The sequence below is a fragment of the Pseudomonas sp. NPDC096925 genome (genome assembly GCF_044762545.1).
In the GTDB taxonomy this organism is placed as follows: Bacteria; Pseudomonadota; Gammaproteobacteria; order Pseudomonadales; family Pseudomonadaceae; genus Aquipseudomonas.
This window is the reverse complement of the sequence record NZ_JBIWEM010000001.1, coordinates 448683-471666: the sequence shown is the minus strand read 5'-3', so window position 1 is coordinate 471666 and position 22984 is coordinate 448683. Positions and strand designations below refer to the sequence as shown.

Annotated in this window: 18 protein-coding genes; 6 read left to right on the top strand and 12 right to left on the bottom strand. The window is 64.5% G+C overall.

The window, feature by feature from the left end; translation table 11 throughout:
• Nucleotides 1-2: 2 nt before the first annotated feature.
• Genes gspG through ACIQYU_RS02225 form a run of 6 tightly spaced genes read right to left on the bottom strand, consistent with a single transcriptional unit; the run spans nt 3 to nt 6938 of the window.
• Nucleotides 3-437, bottom strand: a complete 435-nt coding sequence (gspG, locus tag ACIQYU_RS02250) for a type II secretion system major pseudopilin GspG (protein ID WP_063911442.1) — start codon at nt 435-437, stop codon at nt 3-5.
• Between the two features lie 17 nt (nt 438-454).
• Nucleotides 455-1657, bottom strand: a complete 1203-nt coding sequence (gene gspF / locus ACIQYU_RS02245) for a type II secretion system inner membrane protein GspF (RefSeq protein ID WP_233687224.1) — start codon at nt 1655-1657, stop codon at nt 455-457.
• Between the two features lie 3 nt (nt 1658-1660).
• On the bottom strand, nt 1661-3109 hold the full coding sequence (locus ACIQYU_RS02240; RefSeq protein WP_402798520.1) for a GspE/PulE family protein: 1449 nt from the start codon (nt 3107-3109) through the stop codon (nt 1661-1663).
• Nucleotides 3109-4872: a type II secretion system secretin GspD gene (gene gspD, locus ACIQYU_RS02235; RefSeq protein ID WP_241106318.1), complete on the bottom strand. Its 1764-nt coding sequence runs from the start codon at nt 4870-4872 to the stop codon at nt 3109-3111. Before gspD ends, ACIQYU_RS02240 begins: the two co-directional genes overlap by 1 nt.
• A gap of 3 nt (nt 4873-4875) precedes the next feature.
• Nucleotides 4876-5301: a pilus assembly protein PilZ gene (locus ACIQYU_RS02230; protein WP_207835750.1), complete on the bottom strand. Its 426-nt coding sequence runs from the start codon at nt 5299-5301 to the stop codon at nt 4876-4878.
• Nucleotides 5298-6938 (bottom strand): lipoprotein UxpA, encoded by a 1641-nt coding sequence (locus ACIQYU_RS02225; protein ID WP_207835753.1) that lies wholly within the window; start codon nt 6936-6938, stop codon nt 5298-5300. Before ACIQYU_RS02225 ends, ACIQYU_RS02230 begins: the two co-directional genes overlap by 4 nt.
• A gap of 224 nt (nt 6939-7162) precedes the next feature.
• Here ACIQYU_RS02225 and ACIQYU_RS02220 point away from each other — a divergent pair, with 224 nt between their 5' ends.
• Both ACIQYU_RS02220 and ACIQYU_RS02215 read left to right on the top strand, forming a co-directional pair.
• The gene (locus ACIQYU_RS02220) at nt 7163-9223 is read left to right on the top strand and encodes a PhoX family protein (RefSeq protein WP_402798086.1); all 2061 of its coding nucleotides are present in this window, start codon (nt 7163-7165) and stop codon (nt 9221-9223) included.
• Between the two features lie 166 nt (nt 9224-9389).
• Nucleotides 9390-10298, top strand: coding sequence for an RHS repeat-associated core domain-containing protein (locus ACIQYU_RS02215; RefSeq protein ID WP_402798084.1), 909 nt, complete (start codon nt 9390-9392; stop codon nt 10296-10298).
• Nucleotides 10299-10439: 141 nt separating this feature from the next.
• Here ACIQYU_RS02215 and gspK read toward each other — a convergent pair whose 3' ends face one another.
• Nucleotides 10440-11405, bottom strand: a complete 966-nt coding sequence (gene gspK, locus ACIQYU_RS02210) for a type II secretion system minor pseudopilin GspK (RefSeq protein ID WP_207835779.1) — start codon at nt 11403-11405, stop codon at nt 10440-10442.
• A gap of 145 nt (nt 11406-11550) precedes the next feature.
• Between gspK and tatA the strand changes: the two genes are divergently transcribed.
• The 3 genes from tatA to tatC are packed head-to-tail and all read left to right on the top strand — an operon-like array spanning nt 11551 to nt 12847.
• Complete coding sequence (tatA, locus tag ACIQYU_RS02205; protein ID WP_233693909.1) at nt 11551-11784, top strand: twin-arginine translocase TatA/TatE family subunit; 234 nt, start codon at nt 11551-11553, stop codon at nt 11782-11784.
• Entirely contained in the window at nt 11784-12089 is a 306-nt protein-coding gene (tatB, locus tag ACIQYU_RS02200; protein ID WP_241106316.1) for a Sec-independent protein translocase protein TatB, read from the top strand. The genes tatA and tatB overlap by 1 nt, the downstream gene beginning before the upstream one ends.
• Nucleotides 12086-12847, top strand: coding sequence for a twin-arginine translocase subunit TatC (gene tatC, locus ACIQYU_RS02195; RefSeq protein ID WP_402798079.1), 762 nt, complete (start codon nt 12086-12088; stop codon nt 12845-12847). Before tatB ends, tatC begins: the two co-directional genes overlap by 4 nt.
• Before the next feature lie 103 nt (nt 12848-12950).
• Here tatC and ACIQYU_RS02190 read toward each other — a convergent pair whose 3' ends face one another.
• Both ACIQYU_RS02190 and purL read right to left on the bottom strand, forming a co-directional pair.
• The gene (locus ACIQYU_RS02190; protein WP_233687231.1) at nt 12951-13262 is read right to left on the bottom strand and encodes an NGG1p interacting factor NIF3; all 312 of its coding nucleotides are present in this window, start codon (nt 13260-13262) and stop codon (nt 12951-12953) included.
• Between the two features lie 3 nt (nt 13263-13265).
• Nucleotides 13266-17162 carry a phosphoribosylformylglycinamidine synthase gene (purL, locus tag ACIQYU_RS02185; protein ID WP_063911430.1) on the bottom strand — a complete coding sequence of 1299 codons (3897 nt, stop codon included), beginning with the start codon at nt 17160-17162 and terminating at the stop codon, nt 13266-13268.
• Between the two features lie 494 nt (nt 17163-17656).
• Between purL and mltF the strand changes: the two genes are divergently transcribed.
• Nucleotides 17657-19114 (top strand): membrane-bound lytic murein transglycosylase MltF, encoded by a 1458-nt coding sequence (mltF, locus tag ACIQYU_RS02180; protein ID WP_063911429.1) that lies wholly within the window; start codon nt 17657-17659, stop codon nt 19112-19114.
• Nucleotides 19115-19225: 111 nt separating this feature from the next.
• Here the strand turns inward: mltF and tadA are convergent, their stop codons facing one another.
• The 3 genes from tadA to guaA form a co-directional block, all read right to left on the bottom strand.
• Entirely contained in the window at nt 19226-19705 is a 480-nt protein-coding gene (tadA, locus tag ACIQYU_RS02175) for a tRNA adenosine(34) deaminase TadA (protein ID WP_207835811.1), read from the bottom strand.
• Nucleotides 19705-21087 carry a multicopper oxidase family protein gene (locus tag ACIQYU_RS02170; RefSeq protein WP_402798076.1) on the bottom strand — a complete coding sequence of 461 codons (1383 nt, stop codon included), beginning with the start codon at nt 21085-21087 and terminating at the stop codon, nt 19705-19707. The genes tadA and ACIQYU_RS02170 overlap by 1 nt, the downstream gene beginning before the upstream one ends.
• 264 nt (nt 21088-21351) lie before the next feature.
• On the bottom strand, nt 21352-22929 hold the full coding sequence (gene guaA, locus ACIQYU_RS02165) for a glutamine-hydrolyzing GMP synthase (protein ID WP_013971139.1): 1578 nt from the start codon (nt 22927-22929) through the stop codon (nt 21352-21354).
• Nucleotides 22930-22984: the final 55 nt, after the last annotated feature.

Below are 22984 nucleotides of genomic sequence, written 5' to 3'. Positions count from 1 at the left end.
CGTTACAGCTCCCAGTTACCCAGGTCGGCATCCTGGCCTTCGCCGCCCGGCTGGCCATCGGCGCCCAGCGAGTACACGTCGACCCGGCCATGTTCGCCGGGCATGCGGTACTGGTATGGGGTGCCCCACGGGTCTTCCGGCAGGCGGCGCACGTAGCCGTCACTGCGCCAGGCCCGTGGCAGCGGTTCCTGGGCCGGCTTTTTCACCAGCGCGGCCAGGCCCTGTTCGCTGCTGGGGAAACGCAGGTTGTCCAGGCGATACATGTCCAGCGCCTGCTCCAGGGTGGCCAGGTCGGCCATCACCTTCTGCTTCATGGCCTTGTCCTGGTTGCCCAGCACGCTGGGCGCAACCACGGCGATCAGCAAGCCGATGATGAAGATCACCACCATGATTTCCATGAGGGTGAAACCGCGCTGGCGGTTACGTCGATGCTGCATGGCAGTACTCCTTGTCGTCACAGTTGCAGGCCCTGGTTGAGTTGCATGATCGGCAGCAGCACCGCCAGCACGATGAACAGCACCACGGCGCCCATCACCAGGATCATCAGGGGTTCGAACAGCGCCATGGCGGTATCGACCTGGCGGGCAAAGCCGCGCTCCTGGTCGTCGGCCACGCGCTCGAGCATGTCGGCCAGGGTGCCGCTGGCCTCACCGCTGCCGACCATGTTCACCAGCAGCGGCGGGAATTGCTGGCTGGCATCCAGCGCGCGGTGCAGGCTGGTGCCGCCCTGCACCTGCTGGCGCACCTGCTCCATGGCCAGACGGATACGCCGGTTGCCAACAGTTTCAGTGGCCACTTGCAGGGCTTCGAGCAGGGCCACACCGCTGCCGCTGAGAATCGCCAGGCTGCGTGCCAGGCGCGCGCTTTCCAGCACCTGCAGCAGGCTGCCAATGTGTGGCAGGCGTAGCAGCAACTGGTCGCGGCGCAGGCACCAGTACGGCTTGCGCAACAACCAGCCGCCGAGCACGCCGAGCATCAGGGCCAGCGCCAACAGCCAGGGCCCGGCCTGCACCAGCCCTTGGCTCAGACCGATCAGCAGCGATGTAATGAGCGGCAGGCTCTGCCCGGCGTGGGCGAACTGTTCGGTGAGCTTGGGCACGACGAAGGTCATCAGGCCTACTACCACGGCGAGTGATACCCCCATCAAAACGGTGGGGTAGATCAGCGCGGTACGTGCCTTGTGCTGTTGTCGTTGTACCTGCTCCAGGTGGTCGGCGAGGCGGGTCAGCACCTGGGCCAGGCGCCCGGAGCGCTCGCCGGCCTCGACCAGCGCGCAATACAGGCCGGTGAACGGTGCCCCCTGACGGGCCAGGCTGCGGGCCAGGCCCAGGCCTTCGGCCAACGAGCCGCGCAAGGCCACCAGCACACTGTGCAGGGCGGGCTGGCGCAGTTGCCGTTCCAGGGTAGCCAGGGCGTCGACCAGAGGGATGCCGGCACCGGTCAGGGTGGCCAGCTGACGAGTCAGTTCGCACAGCTGGGCGCGGCTCAGGCGCTGGCGCCGGGGTTGCCGGGTGCCGGCTTCGTGACGCTGCAACCGGCGAGCGAACAGGCCCTGCTCGCGCAACAACTGACGGGCATGACGTTCGCTGTCGGCCTGCAAGCTGGCCTTGTGGGGCTTGCCGGCGAGATCGACGGCCTGGTAGCGATAGGTCGGCATGGCTCAGCCCTGCACCACACGCAGTACTTCGGCCAAACTGGTCTCGCCACGGGCCAGGCAGCCGCTGGCCATCGCCACCAGGCTCTGCCGGCGTTCGGCCAGGTAGTCCTGCATGGCCAGTTCACTGGCGCCGTCGTACAGCAGGCCGATCAGCCCGGCGTCCAGTTCGATGAATTCATACAGGCCCAGGCGCCCGACATAACCGCTGCCCTGGCACTGCTCGCAGCCCACTGCGTGGTAGCTGCTGCCCAGTGCCGCCAGCTCGGGCCACAGGTCACGTTCCGCCGGTTGCAGCGGGTGCGCCACGGCGCAACTGCACAAGCGCCGCACCAGGCGCTGGGCCAGTACGCCGCGCAGGCACGAGGCGATCAGGAACGGCTCGACGCCCATGTCACGCAGGCGGGTCACCGCGCCCACCGCACTGTTGGTGTGCAGTGTGGATAACACCAGGTGGCCGGTGAGGCTGGCCTGCACGGCGATCTGCGCGGTCTCCTGGTCGCGGATTTCGCCGAGCATGATCACGTCCGGGTCCTGGCGCAGGATGGCGCGCAGGCCACTGGCGAAGGTCAGCCCGGCACGCGGGTTGATGGCGGTCTGGCCGATGCCGGCGATGGCGTATTCCACCGGGTCCTCGACGGTGAGGATATTGCGGCTGCCGTCGTTGAGGCTGTTGAGGCTGGCGTACAAGGTAGTGGTCTTGCCCGAACCGGTCGGCCCCGTGGATAGCACGATGCCGTTGGGCCGCGCCAGGCAGCTGCGCAGGCCCTGCAACACCGCTGCCGGCATGCCCAGGTTGCCTAGCGCCAAAAGGCTGGCCTGCTTGTCGAGCACACGCATCACCACCCGCTCGCCATGGATGCCGGGCAGGGTCGAAACGCGCACATCCACTTCACGCCCCGCCGCACGCAGGGTGATACGGCCATCCTGGGGCTGGCGCTTTTCGGCGATGTCCAGGCGCGCCATGACCTTGATCCGCGACACCAGCATGGCCGACAGTGCACGCGGTGGGCGCAACACTTCGCGCAGGTGACCATCGACCCGCAGGCGCACCACCAGGCTCTGCTCGAAGGTTTCTATATGAATGTCCGAGGCGCGCAGGCGCAGGGCCTGGCCGAACAGGCCGTTGATCAGGCGGATTACCGGAGCTTCGTCGTCGCTTTCCAGCAGGTCCTCGATGCGCGGCATTTCGCTCATCAGGCTGTCCAGGTCGACCTGGTCACCGATGCCTTCGATCAGCGCCTCGGTGGCGGCATCACCACCCTGGTACAGCTGGCCAAGGCGTTCGTCGAACAGCGCAGGCTCCAGGTATTCGAGCAGGCTGGGCTGGCCGTGCACGCGCAACAGCTCCTGCAACTGGGCACTGTCGGCGTCGCGCCGCAGCCACAGCTGCCAGCCCTGCTCCGCCGGGGCCATGGCCACCCCGCTCTGCCGTGCCTGGCGATAAGGCAGCATCACCAGGTACCGCCTTCCAGCCGTGCGCGGCTGGAGGGAAACACTTGCAGCAGCGGCGTAGCACCTTGTGCATCAGCCAGGTCAGGCAATTGCAGCGGCGTGGTCTGCTGCAAGGTGCGGTACTTGGCTTCGCTGAGCCCGGCCAGGCTCGGCCCGTCACGCAGGATGCGCGGGCGAATGAACACCATCAGGTTCTGCTTGGTGTTCTTGGTGGCGTCGGAGCGGAACAGCCGGCCCAGGTAAGGGATATCGCCTAGCAGCGGCACGCGCTGGTCGCTGGTGCTCAGTTCGTCGCTGATCAGGCCGCCGAGGATCACCAGGCCGTTGTCCTCGACCATGACCTTGGTCTTGATCTCGCGCTTGTTGGTGATCACGTCGCTGGCAGCGGTTGACTCGGCAATCGATGACACCTCCTGGACAATATCCAGGCGCACGCTGTTGTCGATGTTGATCTGCGGCTTGATGCGCAGCTTCACCCCGACCTCCTTGCGCTCGATGGTCTGGTACGGGTTGGCGTTGCTCTGCGTCACCGAACCGGTGACGAAGGGCACCTCCTGGCCAACCAGGATCGACGCCTCGGCGTTGTCCAGGGTCAGCAGGGTGGGCGTGGACAGCAGGTTGAAGCCGCTCTTGCCCTTCAGCGCATTGACCAGCATGGCGAAGTTGAAACCGCCACCGAAATGGCCGATACCCGCCATGGCGCCGGTGGTGCTGGACAACAGGTCGCTCAGGGCCTCGTTGTCGCCACTGGCGGCGGCCCCGGCGATGTTGGCGATGTTCACCCCGTTGCTGCCGAAATTGACAATGCCGGCACCGAACTTCTCGTCGGCGAACAGCCACTGCACACCCAGTTCCTGGGCGCTGCTGTCGGACACCTCGGCGATGATCGCTTCCACCACGACCTGGGCACGGCGAATGTCCAGCTGCTCGACGATGGCGCGGTAGGCGGCCAGCTCGCTGTCGGGGCCGACCATGACCACGGCGTTGGTGCCTTCTTCGTATTCCAGGCGGATGCCCGAGCCGCCGGCAGCAGCCACCACGAGCCGGTCCTTGCCCTCGCCTTCGCCCGCACCTTCAGCGGGCGCCATGCCTTCCTGGCTGAGCCCGCGCAACACCTTGACCACTTCGCCAGCATTGGCATGCCGCAGGTAGATGACCTGAGTACTGCCGTTGCCGGGTGTCTCCTGGGGGCGGTCGAGCTGGCGCAGCAAGCTGGCGATACGTTCCAGGTTGCTGCGCCAGTCGGTAACGACCAACTGGTGCGCCGCCGGGTAAGGTGTGATCACACCGACCCGAGGGTCGATCAGAGGCTTGAGAATGCCCAGCACCTGCTCGCTGGCGGCGTTGCGCACATTGAATACCCGAGTAGCCACGCTGTCGCTGCCTTCCCCCTGCTGCCCTCCGGCCTCCACCGGCACGGGTTCCAGGCGAGCGGCCTGGTCGGGAACGATCTTCACGCTGCCGTTGGGCAGGTCGACAGTGGCGTAGCCCTGGGCGCGCAACTGGGCCAGGAAGATGTCGTAGATGGCATCGGCGTCGTGCAGGTCGACGGTGCGCACGGTGACCTTGCCCTTGACTCGGGGGTCGACAATGAAGGTGGTCCCGGTGATGCGCGACACGCTATCGATGAACTCGCCCAGTTCGGTGTCGACGAAGTTGACCTCGTACAGGGGCGTGCCGTTGTCATCGAACACCGGCTCTTCGGCACAGGCCATGGACAGGGTCAGGCTCAGCACGGTCGCCACGCAATATCTAACAAGCATCGTTCATCCTTGCCGCTTGAAGCCGGTCACGGCGGGGCGTGGCGGCCAGGGCAGGCGCTCACGCCGCCCCTGGTTGTTGAAAATCAGGCCATCGCTGTCGATGTCCTGCAGCACGATCCCTGGCGCCAGGCGCTGGCCGCGGGCCAAAGTGCGCACCTGCTCGCCATAGCGCAGCACTACCACGCTGGAGGCCAGCGGCTGGGCCTTGAGGCCGCCGAGGTATTGCAGCGGCAAGTGGGTGATGGCGATGGCACCGTCGTCGACGGGTACCTGCCAATGGCCGACCATCAAGCCAGGCAGCGGCTTGTTGGCCGCTGCGGGCGCAGTGGCCGGTTGCGGCTGGCGGCCCAGTTGCAGCACGCACTGGGCGGCCAGCCAGCCGGCCAGGGTCAGGCCGGCGCCAGTCAGCAGGCGCGAGGCGAGCATCACGAGGCCAGCTGCCTTGGGTGCCAGCCCGGGTGCCCCTGTACGTAGCGCACTTCGGGCAGTTGCAGCGGCACCAGTTGCCAGTCGGCCGGCTGCCGGGCGAGCCAGGCTTCGACCCGTTGCCACAGCGGCTCGCCAGCCTGGGTTTCGAATTGCAGGCCAAAGGTGCGGCACAGGCCCTGCACCGGCTCCAGGCCACTGATGCGCTTGCCTTGCGGGCTGTAGCTGACACGCCAGGCCTGGCCCTGCCAGCGCGGCAGGTCCTGGCTGTTGTCCAGCAGCAGCGGGTCGCCGAACAGTTGCTCCGCGGCGTTTTCCAGCACTTGCTCGACCTGCCGGGCCGGCGCTTCGACCACCGGTGCCGGGTAGCCACCGGTGAGACTGATCAGGTGTTCACGGGTGATGGCCGCCCCGGCGGGCAGCGGGTAGTCATAACGCAGGCCCGGCAGCAGCACTGGCATGCTGCTGTCGTCGGCCAGGGCCTGATGCAGCAGGCGGTCCCAACTGCCGCCGCGGGTGTCGCGGCGCCACAGCGCCTGGGGCGCGCGGGCCAGCGGTTGGTCGAGCCAGGCCGCATGGCCGGCGCGCTGCTGGCGCAGTTCTGCCTGCAATGCCCCGACACGCTGCTGTGCGGCGGGTGCCAGCTGTTGTTCAAAGGCCGGGAAGAAACGCCCGTCGAACTGCCACAGCCCGGCCACGCGCTGGCAGCGCAGGCGAAAGGCGCCGCTGCCCCGGCACCCGGCGAACAGCACCGGCACGCGGCGGCCGCTGGCCTGGCTCACCTCGACCGGCGCCGGCCACAGGTCCTGGCCACGAGCGCACAGCAGCACGTCGATCTGCGGCACCCGCTCGGCCAGCCACAGGCCCGGCCCGGTACCGACATCGGCCATGGCCACCACCAGGTCGGCCTCGCGCCGGGCCTGTTCGAACACTGGCTGCAATGACTGGTACCACTGTTTAAGAGAGGCTTTCTGGTCCTGGGCGTAGGGGTCGGTCACGCCGACCACGGCAATACGTGCGCCGCCGCGTTCGAAGATGTGCAAGGCTTCCAGGCCCAACGCCTGACGTTGCGTGTCCGCCAGCCCGGCGCCCAGGGTAACGGCGGTAGCCTGGCGATACAGCGCCGGGCTGCGTTGTGGCCACAGCACGCGCTCGTCGCTGCTGACCCGTGCTTCGATGCCCAGCAGCTGGCTGCCCTGCAGGCCGCTTTCGCCCTGGGTCAGGTAAGCCAGGCCACTGCCATTCCAGCCTTGGCCGTTTTCCAGGGTCAGGCTGTTGCCCGCCCCAGCCTCGCCGCGCAATTGCTCCAGCAACGCCGCCAGCACCGCGTAGCCGCCCAGTTGGGCAGATGCAGCCTGGCTGGCATCGAGCAGTGGCGCCAGTCGCGGGTAGGCGATACTGGCGCTGCTGCCGGTCATCCAGGGGGCGCGGCCCAGGTGGCTGACCGGCCCCAGGCGGGTGGCCGGCACCACGGCCTGGCCAGGCTGGCGGGCATCGAGGGTATCGGCCACGTACAGCAGGTCGAGGCGGGCGTTGCCGCCCTGCTGGCCAGGGAAGGCGGAGCAGGCGCCGAGCAACGGTGCCAAGGCACCGACACCCATCCAGCCAATCACTTCGCGCCTGTGCACACTGCTTGCCATCGAACCTGCCATCCTTATCCATGTTCATTCAGGGACCCGGATGTTGCGGCGTTGGCATTACAGTTTGATGGCAGAAATCCGACAGTCATTCCAAATGGATCTGTAGGCCATGCTTCTAAGAGCGAGTTGTTTTAAAACCCCCTTAACATTTCTGCCAATGAATCATCATATTTGCGCACTAAAGTCGCGGTTTCCTCTAACTCAGCCAACATAAGGACACCCTGATGAGTCGAGATACCGGCGACAACCTGGACCGGAACCAAAGCGGCAACCTGCCGATGGCCAACGTCATGGATGCTTACCTGAGCCGCCGCAGTGTGATGCGCGGCAGCCTGGGCGCCGCCATCGCCATGATTGCCGGTACCGGCCTGACAGGCTGCTTCGACGGTGGTGGCTCCGATCACGATAATCCGGTCACCGAGCCACCCGTGACTGAGCCGGAAGTGCCGAAACTGGCACTGGGCTTCCAGTCCATCCCGGGCTCGCGCACCGACGCCTGCGTGGTTGCCGCCGGCTACAGCGCCTACGTGCTGGCGCCCTGGGGCACGCCGATCAACAGCAACGGCAACCCGTGGAAGCCCGACGGCAGCAACACCTCGACCGACCAGGCCAACGCCATGGGCATGCACCATGACGGCATGCACTTCTTCCCCATCAACGGCAGCTCCGAAGACGGCCTGCTGGCGATCAACTTCGAGTACATCGACACCGCCGCCCTGCACCCGGCCGGCCCGACCACCGATGTCAACGGCAAGCGCCCGGCCGAGGAGGTGCGCAAGGAAATCAACGCCCACGGCGCCGGCGTGGTGCGCCTGCAGAAAATCGGTGGCCGCTGGCAGGTGGTCGACAACGACCCGCTCAACCGCCGCTTCACTACCGCTTCGCGCATGGAAATCACCGGCCCGCTGCGGGGTACCGACCATGTCAAGACCAAGTATTCCACCGCCGGTACCCACTGCCGCGGCACCAACAACAACTGCGGCAACGGCTACACCCCGTGGGGCACCTACCTGACCTGTGAAGAGAACTGGCCAGGCATCTTCGTCAACAAGGGCACCCGCCCCGAAGACCAGCGTCGCATTGGCGTGGGCACTTCCAGCGGCCAGTACAAGTGGGAAACCGCAGCCGGTGACAGCAGCGAAGTGGCCGACGAGTTCGCCCGTTTCGATGTCACCGTCAAAGGCGCCAGCGCCACCGACGACTACCGCAACGAAGCCAGCACCTACGGCTACATCGTTGAAATCGACCCGTACAACAGCAGCACCCTGGCCACCAAGCGCACCGCGCTGGGCCGCTTCCGCCACGAAGGCTGCGCCCCAGGCCTGCCCGTCGCCGGCAAGCCGCTGGTGTGGTACATGGGTGACGACTCGAACAACGAGTACCTGTACAAGTGGGTGTCCACCGCCGTGTGGGACGCCGCCGACGCCAACCCGGCCGACCGCCTGGCCACCGGCGCCAAGTACCTCGACCAGGGCAAGCTGTACGTGGCCCGCTTCAATGCCGACGGCACTGGCGTATGGCTGTTGCTGGACGTGGCCACCGCCACCACTGGCGGTAGCACCCTGGGCGCGCTGTTTGGCGACCTGCCGGGCATCATCCTCAACACCCGTGGTGCCGCCGATGCCGTGGGCGCAACGCCGATGGACCGCCCGGAGTGGACCACGGTCAACCCGCTCAACGGCGACGTGTACCTGACCCTGACCAACAACAGCGCGCGCACGCCAGAAAAGGCCGATGCAGCCAACCCGCGCGGCCCGAACCGTCACGGCCACATCATCCGCTGGCACGACAGCGACGACCACCTGAGCTTCACCTGGGACATCTTCGTGTTCGGCGCCAACGCTGCCGGCACCGCCGACATCAACCGCTCTGGCCTGACCGAACTGAACCAGTTCGCCAGCCCGGACGGCATGAGCTTCGATAGCCGTGGCGTGCTGTGGTTCGAGACCGACAACGGCGAGAGCACCGTGACCGACTACACCAACGACCAATTGCTGGCGGTGATCCCTACCCAACTGGTGGATGCCAGCGGCAAGCAGGTGCCGGTGAACGCGCAGAACCAGGTGGACCTGCGCCGCTTCTTCGTCGGGCCGAACGAGTGCGAAGTGACCGGGATTACCTTTACCCCGGACAACAAGACACTGTTCGTCAACATCCAGCACCCGGGTAACTGGCCGTATACCGACAAGGCCACCGATGCCACCCCGGCAGGCACCACGGTAAGGCCGCGGGCTGCGACGGTGGTGATTCAGCGTATCGATGGTGGGGAAATCGGGACTGTCTGACCGATCTTCCCACAAGAGTCGCTTTGCGGCCCTATCGCGACATAAGGCTGTTCCTATAGAGGTTATGCAATCCTTTGTAGGAACGGCCACCTGATAATTCTGCCAGTAGACAGCCGCCAGTCTGTAGAAAATCATTCCACCACCTACGACTCCGCGGCCCAAGCATATGCAACTAACAACGCTCCAGCCAAAAAGGAAAAACTTTTTCTTTCAAGGTGACCAATTGGTTTGCCAAGCAAGTGACAGCACACGTCACCTGCTCTGGGCCAATGGTATTGCATTAGCAGAACTGGATACAAAAAGAACAACCAGTCAAATCTTGCAGTCTGACAATGCAAACACCGCATTGCGCGGTATTCCTGGCAGCACGCAGCAGAACTATTCACCCTATGGTTTCCTGCACACAGCTCCATCAGCACATCTTGTTGCCTTCAGCGGGCAGCGGCTTGATAGAATGCTGGACTGTTATGCACTCGGCAATGGACACCGATTCTACAGCCCCAGATCAGGGCGATTTCTCCAACCTGATACTCAGTCTCCGTTTCGCAAGGGCGGGCCTAACGGCTACTGCTATTGCCAGAACGATCCCATCAACCGGAATGACCCAAGTGGACAATGGTGGGAATGGCTGAAGCGGGGAGTAAATTGGCTGACCGGTCAGCTTCCAACTCTTTCTGTAGATAGACCACAGCTACGTATCGGAGGAAGCAACTGGCAAAGCTCAAATTTACGAATAAACTTACATAGAACCGGACAAACACCAGCACCGGCCTCACCTCATATTTCTCTACACATTGATGACCTCGAGTTTGCTGCAACGATAGGAAACAATATCATTAATAGCCCCGAAGTGCTGGAGCCCTTATCAACCACAGTGGTTAACCGCGTCGAAAATTTTGCCGCCGGCGTTACAGCTGCTTATGTAACACACCATGCGACAAATAGCATCGGCCTCGCTTTGGCCGCCCAAATCTCAACCCAGCTTTATCTCGAAAGAGGAGCCGTCGAAGCATCTATATCGACCATTCGAGGCAGACCGCCTGAAGATCTCTTTCATATGATTAACCGTAATTAGACTTGTTTTTACAGTTCAGAGGGGCTGTCGCAACCCCTTGGTATACCGGTGGCAAGCAGATGCCGGTAAACGCAAGACCAGATAGCGGGGAGATTAGATCGGCGTACAGGGGCCGCTTTGCGGCCCCGGCTATTTAAAGCTTTACCAGGCCATCGGCTCGCGGCTGCGCACCCGCACCTGCTGCGCCGGCACCCGGGCATGCCATTGCACCACCCCCAGTGCCTCCACCTGGAACTCGCTGCGTATCACCCGCCCTTCCTCCGCGAACGACAGCTGCAACAGGAAATACCCACTGTTCAACAGCAGCCCTTCGCTCAACCGTTCGAAGGTTTCGTCATCCACTGCCCCCAGCGCCTGGCGTAACGCAGCTGCATCCACATACCCCGACGCCGGCCGGCCGCCGATAATGCGGCTGAGCAACGAGCGCGGATAACGCCCTTCATACAGCGCCTCCAGCAACGGCAGATGCTCCAGCCCCAGGGCATTGGCATTCAGCCGCCAACCAGTGGTCTGCGGCAAGGCACACAGCATCGGGTAACGGCTCTGGCGGCTGGCGTCCGGCTCGAGTAGCAGGTTCAGCTCGCTGGTATCGAGCATCGGCTGGTTGGCCGCCAGGCGCGGTGGTTGCTGGCGCAAATACTGGGCGCTTTCGGCGCCCTGCAGGCGGGCATCGCTGTCGGCATCGAGCCAGTCAGCCAAGGCATCGACCAGGCGCTCGGCAGCCATGTCGTCACCCAGCAGATAACGCAACTGGCGCGCGGCACGCTCGCCATCAGCGCCGAGCAGCGCATTGACGTTGAAGCAGGTGTGCTGGTCGCGCACCCGCAACTGCGCCTGGCCAGCGCCAAAATCATAGTTCAGCGGCTGCCCGCGCAAGGCCTGCCAGAACAGCGGGCTAAGCCGCCAGCTGGGGTCACGCAGGGCCTGCTCGGCATAGGCCAGGCCGGCCTGTTCCATCGCCCGCGCTTGCACCCGCTGGTGCAACAGGCGCACGTCTTCGACCTGGCGCCGGCCATCTTCCACCAGCCAGGCCATGCCCGCCGCCAGCATCGCCAGCACCACCATCACCATCAGCAGGGCCACGCCCCGCTGTTGCCTGCCACCCATCCTTGCCTGCCTCTGTCGCCAAATAAAGACGCCAGTCAACACGCCAGGTGTTGCAGGTAGATGGCAGTGACCGTTCGTCATGTGCACGTCATCTACGCGAGGCAGGATTGCCCTTCCTTTTCATGACCTTACAGGAGTGGTCGCAATGGGTGGCATTGGAATCTGGCAACTGGTGATCGTACTGCTGATCGTATTCCTGCTGTTTGGTACCAGGCGCCTCAAGGGCCTGGGTAGCGATGTGGGCGAGGCGATCCAGGGCTTTCGCAAGTCCATGGGCGGCGACAATGACGCCAACGCCCCTGGCCAGGCGCACGTACAGCAGCAGGCCCCGCTGGCTGGCCAGGCCACGCAACAGCCTCAAGCGGATCGTCAGGCCTGATGTTCGAGGTAGGCTTCAGCGAGTTGCTGCTGGTCGGCATCGTCGCGCTACTGGTGCTGGGCCCGGAACGTCTGCCGGTGGCGGCGCGCACGCTTGGCCGTGGCCTGGGCCAGGCGCGCCGGGCCATGCACGCCTTGCGCACGCAGGTGGAGCGGGAGATCGACCTGCGCGCTGTCGAGCTACCCAATCTCGACAGTGCGCCTTTGCAGCGCCTGGAACAGGAGATCCGCCAGGGCATCACCCTGAACGCGGAGCCGGCCAATGATGCGGCTACGGTTACTTCCCCCAAGGAAAACGCTTCATGAGTATTGCCATGGACCCGGCGGCGAGCATGCCGCTGACCGAACACCTGCGCGACCTGCGCAAACGACTGGTGCGTTGCCTGGCACTGGTGGCGCTGGTGTTCGCCGGGCTGTTCCCCTTCGCCCAGACGTTGTACACGCTGATTTCCGAACCGCTGCGGCGCTTCTTGCCGGAAGGCGCGAGCATGATCGCCACCAGCGTCACTTCGCCGTTCCTGACGCCGTTCAAGCTGACCGCGATGTGCGCACTGTTCGTGGCCATGCCGCTGCTGCTGCACCAGGCCTGGGGCTTTCTGGCGCCGGGGCTGTACCGCCGCGAACGGCGCATTGCCCTTCCGCTACTGGTGTCGAGCATCGTGCTGTTCTATGCCGGCATGGCCTTCGCGTTCTTCCTGGTGTTCCCGATGATGTTCGGTTTCTTTGCCAGCGTGACACCGGAAGGCGTGGCGATGATGACCGATATCAGCCAGTACCTGGACTTTATCCTGGCACTGTTCCTGGCGTTCGGGCTGGCGTTCGAGATCCCGGTGGCGACGTTTATCGTGGTCTGGGTGGGGTTGGCCGATGTGGCTATGTTGCGGCGCAGCAGGCCCTACGTGATCGTCGGCTGCTTTGTGGTGGGGATGATCCTGACGCCGCCGGATGTGTTTTCGCAGACGATGCTGGCGGTGCCGATGTGGGTGCTGTTCGAGGTGGGGTTGCTGGCTTGTGGGATGTTGAAGCGGCCAGAGCCTGGCAAGGAGATTGTGGCTGGATTGTAGGGCCCTTTCGCGGGCACGCCCGCTCCCACAGGGATATCACAGGTTCTGAAGATTGTGATATCCCTGTGGGAGCGGGCGTGCCCGCGAATAGCCTTGATGCGGTCTAGAACTCGGCGAGCCGCCAGACTTCGTAGGCTGGCGTCTCGTACGGGTGGCTCTGCTTGAGTGCAGCGACGGCCTGGACAATCAGCTCGTCAGCCACCACCAGCTCCACCTTCCACTCCTCCACCACCTCGACCTGACCGGCCTGCCCGAGGAACGGCTGGCTGCCGTCCAACGGGCGAAACTGGCCCTGGCCCAGGGTTTGCCAGGCGCAGTGGTCATAGTCGCCGATGCGCCCGCCACCAGCGGCGAACACAGCGGCCTTGACCACTTCGACGTGGCTGGCGGGGACGAAGAAGGCGAGCTTGTACACGCCTTAGTTCACCCACACCCGTGCGTTGCGGAACATGCGCATCAGCGCGGCATCTTCCTGCCACTCATCCGGGCGCCAGGAGTTCTGCACGGCACGGAACATACGCTCCGGGTGCGGCATCATGATGGTCACGCGGCCGTCGCGGCTGGTGAGGCCGGTGATACCACGCGGCGAGCCGTTCGGGTTGGCCGGGTAGGCTTCGGTGACCTTGCCGTGGTTGTCGACGTAGCGCAGGGCCACGCAACCGGACAGGTCGGCTGCCAGCAGTGCTTCTTCGCTGGCGAACTCGGCATGGCCTTCACCGTGGGCGATGGCGATCGGCATGCGCGAACCGGCCATGCCCTGCAGGAAGATCGAGTTGGACTTCTGCACTTCGACCATGGCCACACGCGCCTCGAACTGCTCCGAGCGGTTGCGCACGAAGTGCGGCCAGTGCTCGGTGCCCGGGATCAGCTCGTGCAGGTTGGACATCATCTGGCAACCGTTGCACACGCCCAGGGCGAAGCTGTCGGTACGCTCGAAGAAGGCCTGGAAGGCATCACGGGCGCGGCTGTTGAACAGGGCCGACTTGGCCCAGCCTTCACCGGCACCCAGCACGTCACCGTAGGAGAAGCCACCGCAGGCGACCAGGCCCTTGAAGGCTTCGAAGTCGACACGGCCGGCGAGGATATCGCTCATGTGCACGTCAATGGCAGCGAAGCCGGCGCGGTCGAAGGCGGCAGCCATCTCGACCTGGCCGTTGACGCCCTGCTCGCGCAGGATGGCCACTTGCGGGCGCACACCCTTCTTGATGTACGGCGCGGCGATGTCGTCGTTGACGTCGAAGCCCAGCTTGACCGACAGGCCCGGGTTGTCCTCTTCGAGCAGCAGGTCGAATTCCTGGTCGGCGCAGTCGGCGTTGTCACGCAGGCGCTGGATCTGGTAGCTGGTCTCGGCCCACTGGCGCTGCAGCATGCGGCGGTCGTCGTCGAACAGCACTTCGCCGTTCAGGCTGATGGACACTTCACCGTTGTTGATCGGCTTGCCGATCACCGCGACGCACTCACCCAGGCCAGCGGCGCTGAACTGTGCCAGCACGTCCGGAGTGGCATCCTGGCGAACCTGGATGACCGCGCCCAGCTCTTCGTTGAAGAGGATGGCCGGTACGTCGCCACGGCTGTCGGTCAGCGGGTCGAGGTGCAGGTCGAGGCCGCAGTGGCCGGCGAAGGCCATTTCCAGCACGGTGGTAACCAGGCCGCCGTCGGAACGGTCGTGGTAGGCCAGCAGGTGACCGTCGGCGTTCAGGCCCTGGATCACGGCGAAGAAGGCCTTGAGGTCTTCGGCATCGTCGACGTCCGGTGCCTGGGCAGCGATCTTGCCGTAGGTCTGGGCCAGGATCGAGGCGCCCATGCGGTTCTTGCCACGGCCCAGGTCGATCAGGATCAGGTCGGTTTCACCCTTGTCCATGCGCAGTTGCGGGGTCAGGGTCTTGCGGATGTCGGTGACCGGGGCGAAGCCGGTGATGATCAGCGACATTGGCGAGGTGACGCTCTTCTCGACGCCCTCGTCGCTCCACTTGGTCTTCATCGACATCGAGTCTTTGCCGACCGGAATGGTGATGCCCAGCTCCGGGCACAGCTCCATGCCGACAGCCTTGACGGTGTCGTACAGGCGGGCGTCTTCACCCGGGTGGCCGGCGGCGGACATCCAGTTGGCCGACAGTTTGATGTCGGACAGCTTCTCGATGCGTGCAGCGGCCAGGTTGGTCAGTGTCTCGCCAATGGCCATGCGGCCGGACGCCGGGGCATCCAGCAGCGCCAGCGGGGTACGCTCGCCCATGGCCATGGCTTCACCGGTGTAGACGTCGAAGCTGGTGGCGGTGACGGCGCAGTCGGCCACCGGTACCTGCCACGGGCCGACCATCTGGTCACGAGCGACCAGGCCAGTGATGGTGCGGTCGCCGATGGTGATCAGGAAGCTCTTGCTGGCCACGGCCGGGTGGCTGAGGACGCGCTGAACGGCGTTGTCCAGGTCCAGCTTGCTCGGGTCGAAGTCATCGCCCAGCTCGGCTTCGCGGGTAACCGAACGGTGCATGCGTGGTGGCTTGCCCAGCAGCACATCGAGCGGCATGTCTACCGGCGTGTTGCCGAAGTGGCTGTCGCTTACGGTCAGGTGTTGCTCTTCAGTCGCTTCACCCACTACGGCAAACGGGCAACGCTCACGTTCGCAGATGGCCTTGAAGCGCTCGAAGTCGACGGCGCTGACGGCCAGCACGTAACGCTCTTGCGATTCGTTGCTCCAGATTTCGTGCGGGGCCATGCCCGGCTCGTCGTTGGGCACGTTGCGCAGCTCGAAGCGGCCACCACGGCCACCGTCGTTGACCAGCTCAGGGAAGGCGTTGGAGATACCGCCGGCGCCGACGTCGTGGATGAAGGCGATCGGGTTCTTGTCGCCCAGCTGCCAGCAGCGGTCGATGACCTCCTGGCAACGGCGCTCCATTTCCGGGTTTTCGCGCTGTACCGAAGCAAAGTCCAGGTCAGCCGAGCTGGCACCGGTCGCCACCGACGAAGCGGCGCCGCCGCCCAGGCCGATCAGCATGGCCGGGCCACCGAGCACGATCAGCTTGGCGCCGACAGTGATCTCACCCTTCTGCACGTGGTCTTCACGGATGTTGCCCATGCCACCGGCCAGCATGATCGGCTTGTGGTAGCCGCGCACTTCTTCACCGTGCGGGGTGTTGATGGCCTGCTCGAAGGTACGGAAGTAACCGGTCAGGGCCGGGCGACCGAATTCGTTGTTGAACGCAGCGCCACCCAGCGGGCCTTCGATCATGATGTCGAGGGCGTCGACGATGCGCTCAGGCTTGCCGTAGGCCTGCTCCCACGGCTGTTCGAAGCCCGGGATACGCAGGTTGGACACGGTGAAGCCGGTCAGGCCGGCCTTGGGCTTGGCACCACGGCCGGTCGCGCCTTCGTCGCGGATTTCGCCGCCGGAGCCGGTGGAGGCGCCGGAGAACGGGGCAATGGCGGTCGGGTGGTTGTGGGTTTCCACCTTCATCAGGATGTGCACCGGCTCCTGTACCGCACCGTACTGGCGGGTTTCAGGGTTCGGGAAGAAACGGCCGGCAACGTTGCCGACGATCACCGAGGCGTTGTCCTTGTACGCAGACAGCACACCTTCGTTGTGCATCTGGTAGGTGTTCTTGATCATGCCGAACAGGCTCTTTTCCTGAGCCTGGCCGTCGATGTCCCAACTGGCGTTGAAGATCTTGTGGCGGCAGTGCTCGGAGTTGGCCTGGGCGAACATCATCAGTTCGATGTCGTTCGGGTTGCGCTTGAGACCCTGGAAGGCGTTGACCAGGTAGTCGATCTCGTCTTCGGCCAGGGCCAGGCCCAGGTCGATGTTGGCCTTGGCCAGGGCGTCACGGCCACCGGCGAGGATGTCCACCGAGGTCATCGGCTTTGGCTGGGCATGGCTGAACAGGTCAGCGGCCTGCTCCAGCTGGCCGAGCACGCGCTGGGTCATGCGGTCGTGCAGCTCGGCGGCGATCAGTTCGGCGTCGGCTTCGCTCAGGCTGCCGGCAACGTAGTAGGCGATACCGCGCTCCAGGCGCTGGATCGACTGCAGGCCGCAGTTGTGGGCAATGTCGCTGGCCTTGCTGGCCCAGGGCGAAATGGTGCCCAGGCGCGGCACGACCAGGAACAGGCGGCCGCTCGGCTCCTGTACCGGCACGCTCGGGCCGTACTTGAGCAGACGGCCCAGCACCTGCTGCTGGTCGGCGGTCAGCTCGCCGTCGACATCGGCGAAGTGGGCGAATTCGGCATACAAACCAGTAACAGCGGGAACTTTCTGGCTCAGTTGCTCGAGTAATTTACCGTGGCGAAAGGCAGAAAGGGCAGGAGCGCCGCGCAGGATCAACATCGTCGGGACAGCCTCAGGAAGGGGTGTGCTTAGAGGCCGTGCATTCTAGCCTAATTCAAAGGGTTTCGGCACCCGCTCTAAGCCACGGCTGCCGGGCGGCGGAACCGGACTTTCGGGTCAGAAATTCAGGTGTTCGTCGTTGCCGGTCCGGCGCCTGTGAGATCGAGCGCCGCCCGCGCGGCGCATCGCGAGCGAAGCTCGCTCCTACATTTGTTTCGGGCCAATTATTCCTGTGGGATTTGCGCGCGAACGCCTTGGCGCATGGCTCGATATCGCGCCGTACGGACAAGGCGGTCGCGCGCGTTGGCACAGGCGATACTGGCCCGAAACAAATGTAGGAGCGAGCTTCGCTCGCGATGCGCCGCGCGGGCGGCGCTCAATCTCACAGGCGCCAAACCTCCATAGGCAGGCACCCACACCACAGAACCCGCTACCAGACAAGCTAACAGTTGTCGAGATATGGTTGGGCCAGTCCTTTGCGTATACTGCAACCTATGTTCGCCCACACTGCTTTGCGCCAGCGTTGCGCCAGATGGCTTTTCGCAACCGGACTCTTTCTGTTGCTCGGTGCCTGCGTTGAAAAACCCAGCACTCTCGAGCGCGTGAAGGAGGATGGCGTGCTGCGCGTGATCACCCGCAACAGCCCGGCCACCTATTTCCAGGACCGCAACGGCGAAACCGGCTTCGAGTACGAGCTGGTCCAGCATTTCGCCGAGGATCTCGGCGTGAAGCTGCAGATCGAGACCGCCGATAACCTCGACGAGTTGTACGATAGCCTCGGCAAACCCTCCGGCCCGGTGCTGGCGGCGGCCGGCCTGGTCACCAGCGAACGGCGCAAGGCCCAGGTGAAGTACTCCCACCCTTACCTGGAAGTGACCCCACAGGTCATCTACCGCAACGGCCGCACGCGGCCCACCGATGCCAAGGGCCTGGTCGGCAAGAAGATCATGGTGCTCAAGGGCAGCAGCCACGCCGACCAGCTGGCCGAGCTGAAAAAGCAGTACCCGGGCCTGGAATACGAAGAATCCGACGCCGTCGAGGTGGTCGACCTGCTGCGCATGGTCGACGAAGGGCAGATCGACCTGACCCTGGTCGACTCCAACGAGCTGGCGATGAACCAGGTGTACTTCCCCAACGTGCGGGTTGCCTTCGACCTGGGCGACACCCGCGACCAACGCTGGGCGGTGGCGGCCGGTGATGACAACAGCCTGCTCAACGAGGTCAACGAGTTCCTCGACAAGGCGCAGAAGAACGGCACCCTGCAACGCCTGAAGGACCGCTACTACGGCCATGTCGACGTACTGGGATATGTGGGTGCCTATACCTTTGCCCAGCACCTGCAGCAGCGCCTGCCCAAGTACGAGAAGCACTTCAAGAGCTACGCCAAGGTCGAGCAGGTGGACTGGCGCCTGCTGGCCGCCATCGGCTACCAGGAATCGATGTGGCAGCCCGAGGTCACCTCCAAGACCGGTGTGCGCGGCCTGATGATGCTGACCCAGCGCACCGCCCAGGCCATGGGCGTGTCCAACCGCCTGGACCCGAAGCAGAGCATCCAGGGCGGCGCCAAATACTTCATGAAGATCAAGGAAGAGCTCGACGACAGCATCCAGGAACCGGACCGCACCTGGTTCGCCCTGGCCGCCTACAACGTCGGCACCGGCCACCTGGAAGACGCCCGCACCCTGGCCAGGCGCGAGAAGCTCAACCCGAACAAGTGGCTGGACGTGAAGAAGATGCTGCCGCGGCTATCGCAGAAGCAGTGGTATCGGCAGACCAAGTATGGGTATGCCCGGGGCGGCGAACCGGTGCATTTCGTGGCCAACATCCGCCGCTACTACGACATCCTCACCTGGGTGACCCAACCGCAGCTCGAAGGCCAGGTGGCCGAGGGCAGCCTGCATGTGCCCGGGGTGAACAAGGACAAGCCGGCGGAGCAGTCGCCGCCGATGTAGGCCTGTACCGGCCTCTTCGCGGGTAAACCCGCTCCCACAGGTACATCACTGGTTTTGAAGATAGTGGTATTCCTGTAGGAGCGGGTTTACCCGCGAAGGGGCCGGTACAGGTCAAGACTTGGCCCGGCGAGCCTTGAAGAAGTCACTGAGGATCTGCCCGCACTCCTCCGCCAGTACCCCGCCCTCCACCATCACCCGGTGGTTGAGGAAGCCCTGCCCGAAGAACTGCCCCTGACTCTGCACGATCCCCGCCTTGGGCTCCAGCGCGCCGTACACCACCCGCATCACCCGCGAATGCACGATCAACCCCGCACACATGCTGCACGGCTCCAGGGTCACGTACAGGGTGCTGCCGGGCAGCCGGTAGTTACTGGCGGATTTCGCTGCCGCGCGAATGGCCACCATCTCGGCATGCGCACTGGGGTCACTGTCGATGATCGGCCGGTTGAAGCCCTGCCCGATCACCTGCCCATGCTGCACCAGCACCGCGCCCACCGGCACCTCCCCCATTGCCGCGCCTTCGGCGGCCAGGGTCAGGGCCAGGCGCATGAATTCCTGATCACGGCTGCGATCGATGATCTGCGGGCGCATCAGACCACCGCTATCGCGGCCATCAGGCCGGTTTCCATGTGGTCGATGACGTGGCAGTGGAACATCCAGGTGCCCGGGTTATCTGCCACCAGCGCCACCTGGGCGCGCTCGTTCTTGCCCAGCAGGTAGGTGTCGGTGAACCACGGTTCCTTGATGTCATGGCGGTTGGAGCCGATCACCTTGAAGCTCATGCCGTGCAGGTGGATCGGGTGCTGGTACTGGGTCATGTTCTTCAGCTCGAAGATGTAGCTCTTGCCCTGCTTCAGCGTGGCGATCGGCCGCTCGGCGCAGGTCTTGTCGGTGATATCCCAGGCCTGGCCGTTGATCTGCCACATGCTCGACGGCCTGTCCTGGTCCGTAGTGACCGAGACTTTCGCCGCCCACTCGAAATTGAAGTTCAGCTTTTCGGCATTCTCCAGGTCCGGCTCGGCGATCGGGTTGGGCGGCAGCGCCGGTGGCCAGTCGCTCGGCGCGTCGTTGCTGGCCACCGAACGCAAGGTGCCCAGGCGCACGAAGCCGTCGCGCAGGGAGATTTCCTCGCCCGCCTCGGGAATACGGATAGCCAGGCAGATACGCATGCCTGGGCCGAGCCAGTAGTCATCGTCCAATGGGCGCGGGGTTACCGGGTTGCCGTCCAGGGCATAGATTCTTGCCTCGCAGTTGCCCTTGAGGTTGATGCGGTAGGTCCAGGTGTTGTCCAGGTTCAGCAGGCGCACTCGCACCACCTGGCCGGCTGGCAGTTCGGTGACCGAATCGGCCTGGCCATTGATGGTGATCAGGCGCCCGGCGGTGCCGTTGCGCGCGGCCTCACGCGGAATGCTGAAAGGCAACCAGGCGCCCTGCTCGTCCACGTGCCAGTTCTTCAGGCTGAGCGTGCGCTCATGCTGAAAGCCGGTCGGCTCGCGCTCCTCGACGATCAGCGGGCCGACCAGGCCCCGCCCCAGTTCCTCGGAGCTGCTGACGTGCGGGTGGTACCAGTAGCTGCCGGCGTCCGGCACGCGGAACTTGTAGTCGAAGTACTCGCCCGGCTTGACCGGCAGCTGCGACACATAGGGCACGCCGTCCATTTCCAGCGGCAGGCGGATGCCGTGCCAGTGGATGGTGGTTTCGACCGGCAGGTGGTTGATGAAGCGCACCCGCAGCCAGGTGCCCTGGCGCACGCGCAGTTCGGTACCCGGTGCCGACGGGCCGAAGGCCCAGGCCTCGGTCTTGTGCCCAGGCACCAACTCGACGTCCAGAGGGGCGGCGATGAGCTCGTAGTCGTGGCCGGCGTTGTCGTCTTCGACCTTGCCCAGCCAGTAACGCGCTGCGCCACCGGCGCCCAGGCCAACCACAACCAGGCCGGTCAGGCCCTTGAGCATTTGTCGACGGGTGAAGGACATCGGTGCGGGTACCTCGTGTTCTGCGCAATCAAGCTGCCAGCATGGCTGGCGATGAAGGGCGAATACGATACACCTGCAAATGGGAAAGATTAAGTGAAGTCTCGTTTTTGCCTGCGCTGGCCTCTTCGCGGGCAAGCCCGCTCCCACAAGGACACCACAGCATTTGAAAGCTGCGCTTTACCTGTGGAGCGGGCGCGCCCGCGAACAGGCCGATACAGAGGGCAGATACAACAAGGGCGCCTTGCGGCGCCCTTGTGGCTCAACTTATTCCCACTCGATAGTGGCCGGCGGCTTGCTCGACACGTCGTAGGTCACGCGCGAGATACCGTCGATTTCGTTGATGATACGGCCGCTGACGGTTTCCAGCAGCTCGTACGGCAGGTGCGCCCAGCGCGCGGTCATGAAGTCCACGGTCTCGACGGCACGCAGGGCCACGACCCAGGCGTAGCGACGGCCGTCGCCAACGACACCCACCGACTTGACCGGCTGGAACACCACGAATGCCTGGCTGGTCTTGTGGTACCAGTCGGCCTTGCGCAGCTCTTCGATGAAGATGTGGTCGGCGCGACGCAGGATGTCGGCGTATTCCTTCTTCACTTCACCGAGGATGCGCACGCCCAGGCCCGGGCCTGGGAACGGGTGGCGGTAGACCATGTCGTACGGCAGGCCCAGCTCCAGGCCGATCTTGCGCACTTCGTCCTTGAACAGTTCACGCAGCGGCTCGACCAGCTTGAGGTTCATTTCCTCCGGCAGGCCACCAACGTTGTGGTGCGACTTGATCACGTGGGCCTTGCCGCTCTTGGCGCCAGCCGACTCGATCACGTCCGGGTAGATGGTGCCCTGGGCGAGGAACTGGATGTTTTCCAGTTTGCTGGCTTCGGCATCGAACACGTCGATGAAGGTGCGGCCGATGATCTTGCGCTTCTTCTCCGGGTCGGCTTCGCCGGCCAGGTTGTCGAGGAACTGCTTTTCAGCGTCGGCACGGATGACCTTGACGCCCATGTTCTCCTTGAACATGGCCATCACCTGGTCGCCTTCGTGCAGGCGCAGCAGGCCGTTGTCGACGAATACGCAGGTCAGCTGGTCGCCGATGGCGCGGTGCAGCAGCGCAGCAACCACCGAGCTGTCGACGCCGCCGGACAGGCCCAGCAGGACGTTGGCCGAACCGACCTGCTCACGCACCTGGGCAATGGCGTCTTCGACGATGTTGGACGGGGTCCACAGGGCTTCACAGCCGCAGATGTCCTGCACGAAGCGGGACAGGATGCGACCGCCCTGCTTGGTGTGGGTCACTTCCGGGTGGAACTGCACGCCGTAGTAGCCGCGCGCGTCGTCGAACATGCCGGCGATCGGGCAGCTCGGGGTGCTGGCCAGCACGTGGAAGTTGCCCGGCATCTGGGTGACCTTGTCGCCGTGGCTCATCCACACGTCCAGGCCCAGCACGCCGTCGGCGTCGATGTGGTCTTCGATGCCATCGAGCAGGCGGCTCTTGCCGACCACGTCAACGCGGGCATAACCGAACTCACGCAGGTCGGAACCTTCGACCTTGCCGCCCATCTGTTCGGCCATGGTCTGCATGCCGTAGCAGATGCCCAGTACCGGTACGTTCAGGTCGAACACCGCCTGCGGGGCGCGTGGGCTGTTAGCTTCGTGGACCGACTCGGGGCCGCCGGCGAGGATGATGCCACGCGGGTTGAATTCGCGGATCGCTTCATCGTCCATGTCGAACGGATGCAGCTCGCAGTACACGCCGATTTCGCGCACGCGGCGGGCGATCAGCTGAGTGTACTGGGAACCGAAATCGAGGATCAGGATGCGGTGAGCGTGAATGTCGAGGGCCATGACTCAATCTCGTCAGTGGAAATCGGAAACGACGCGGGGCTGTCGTGACAGCCCC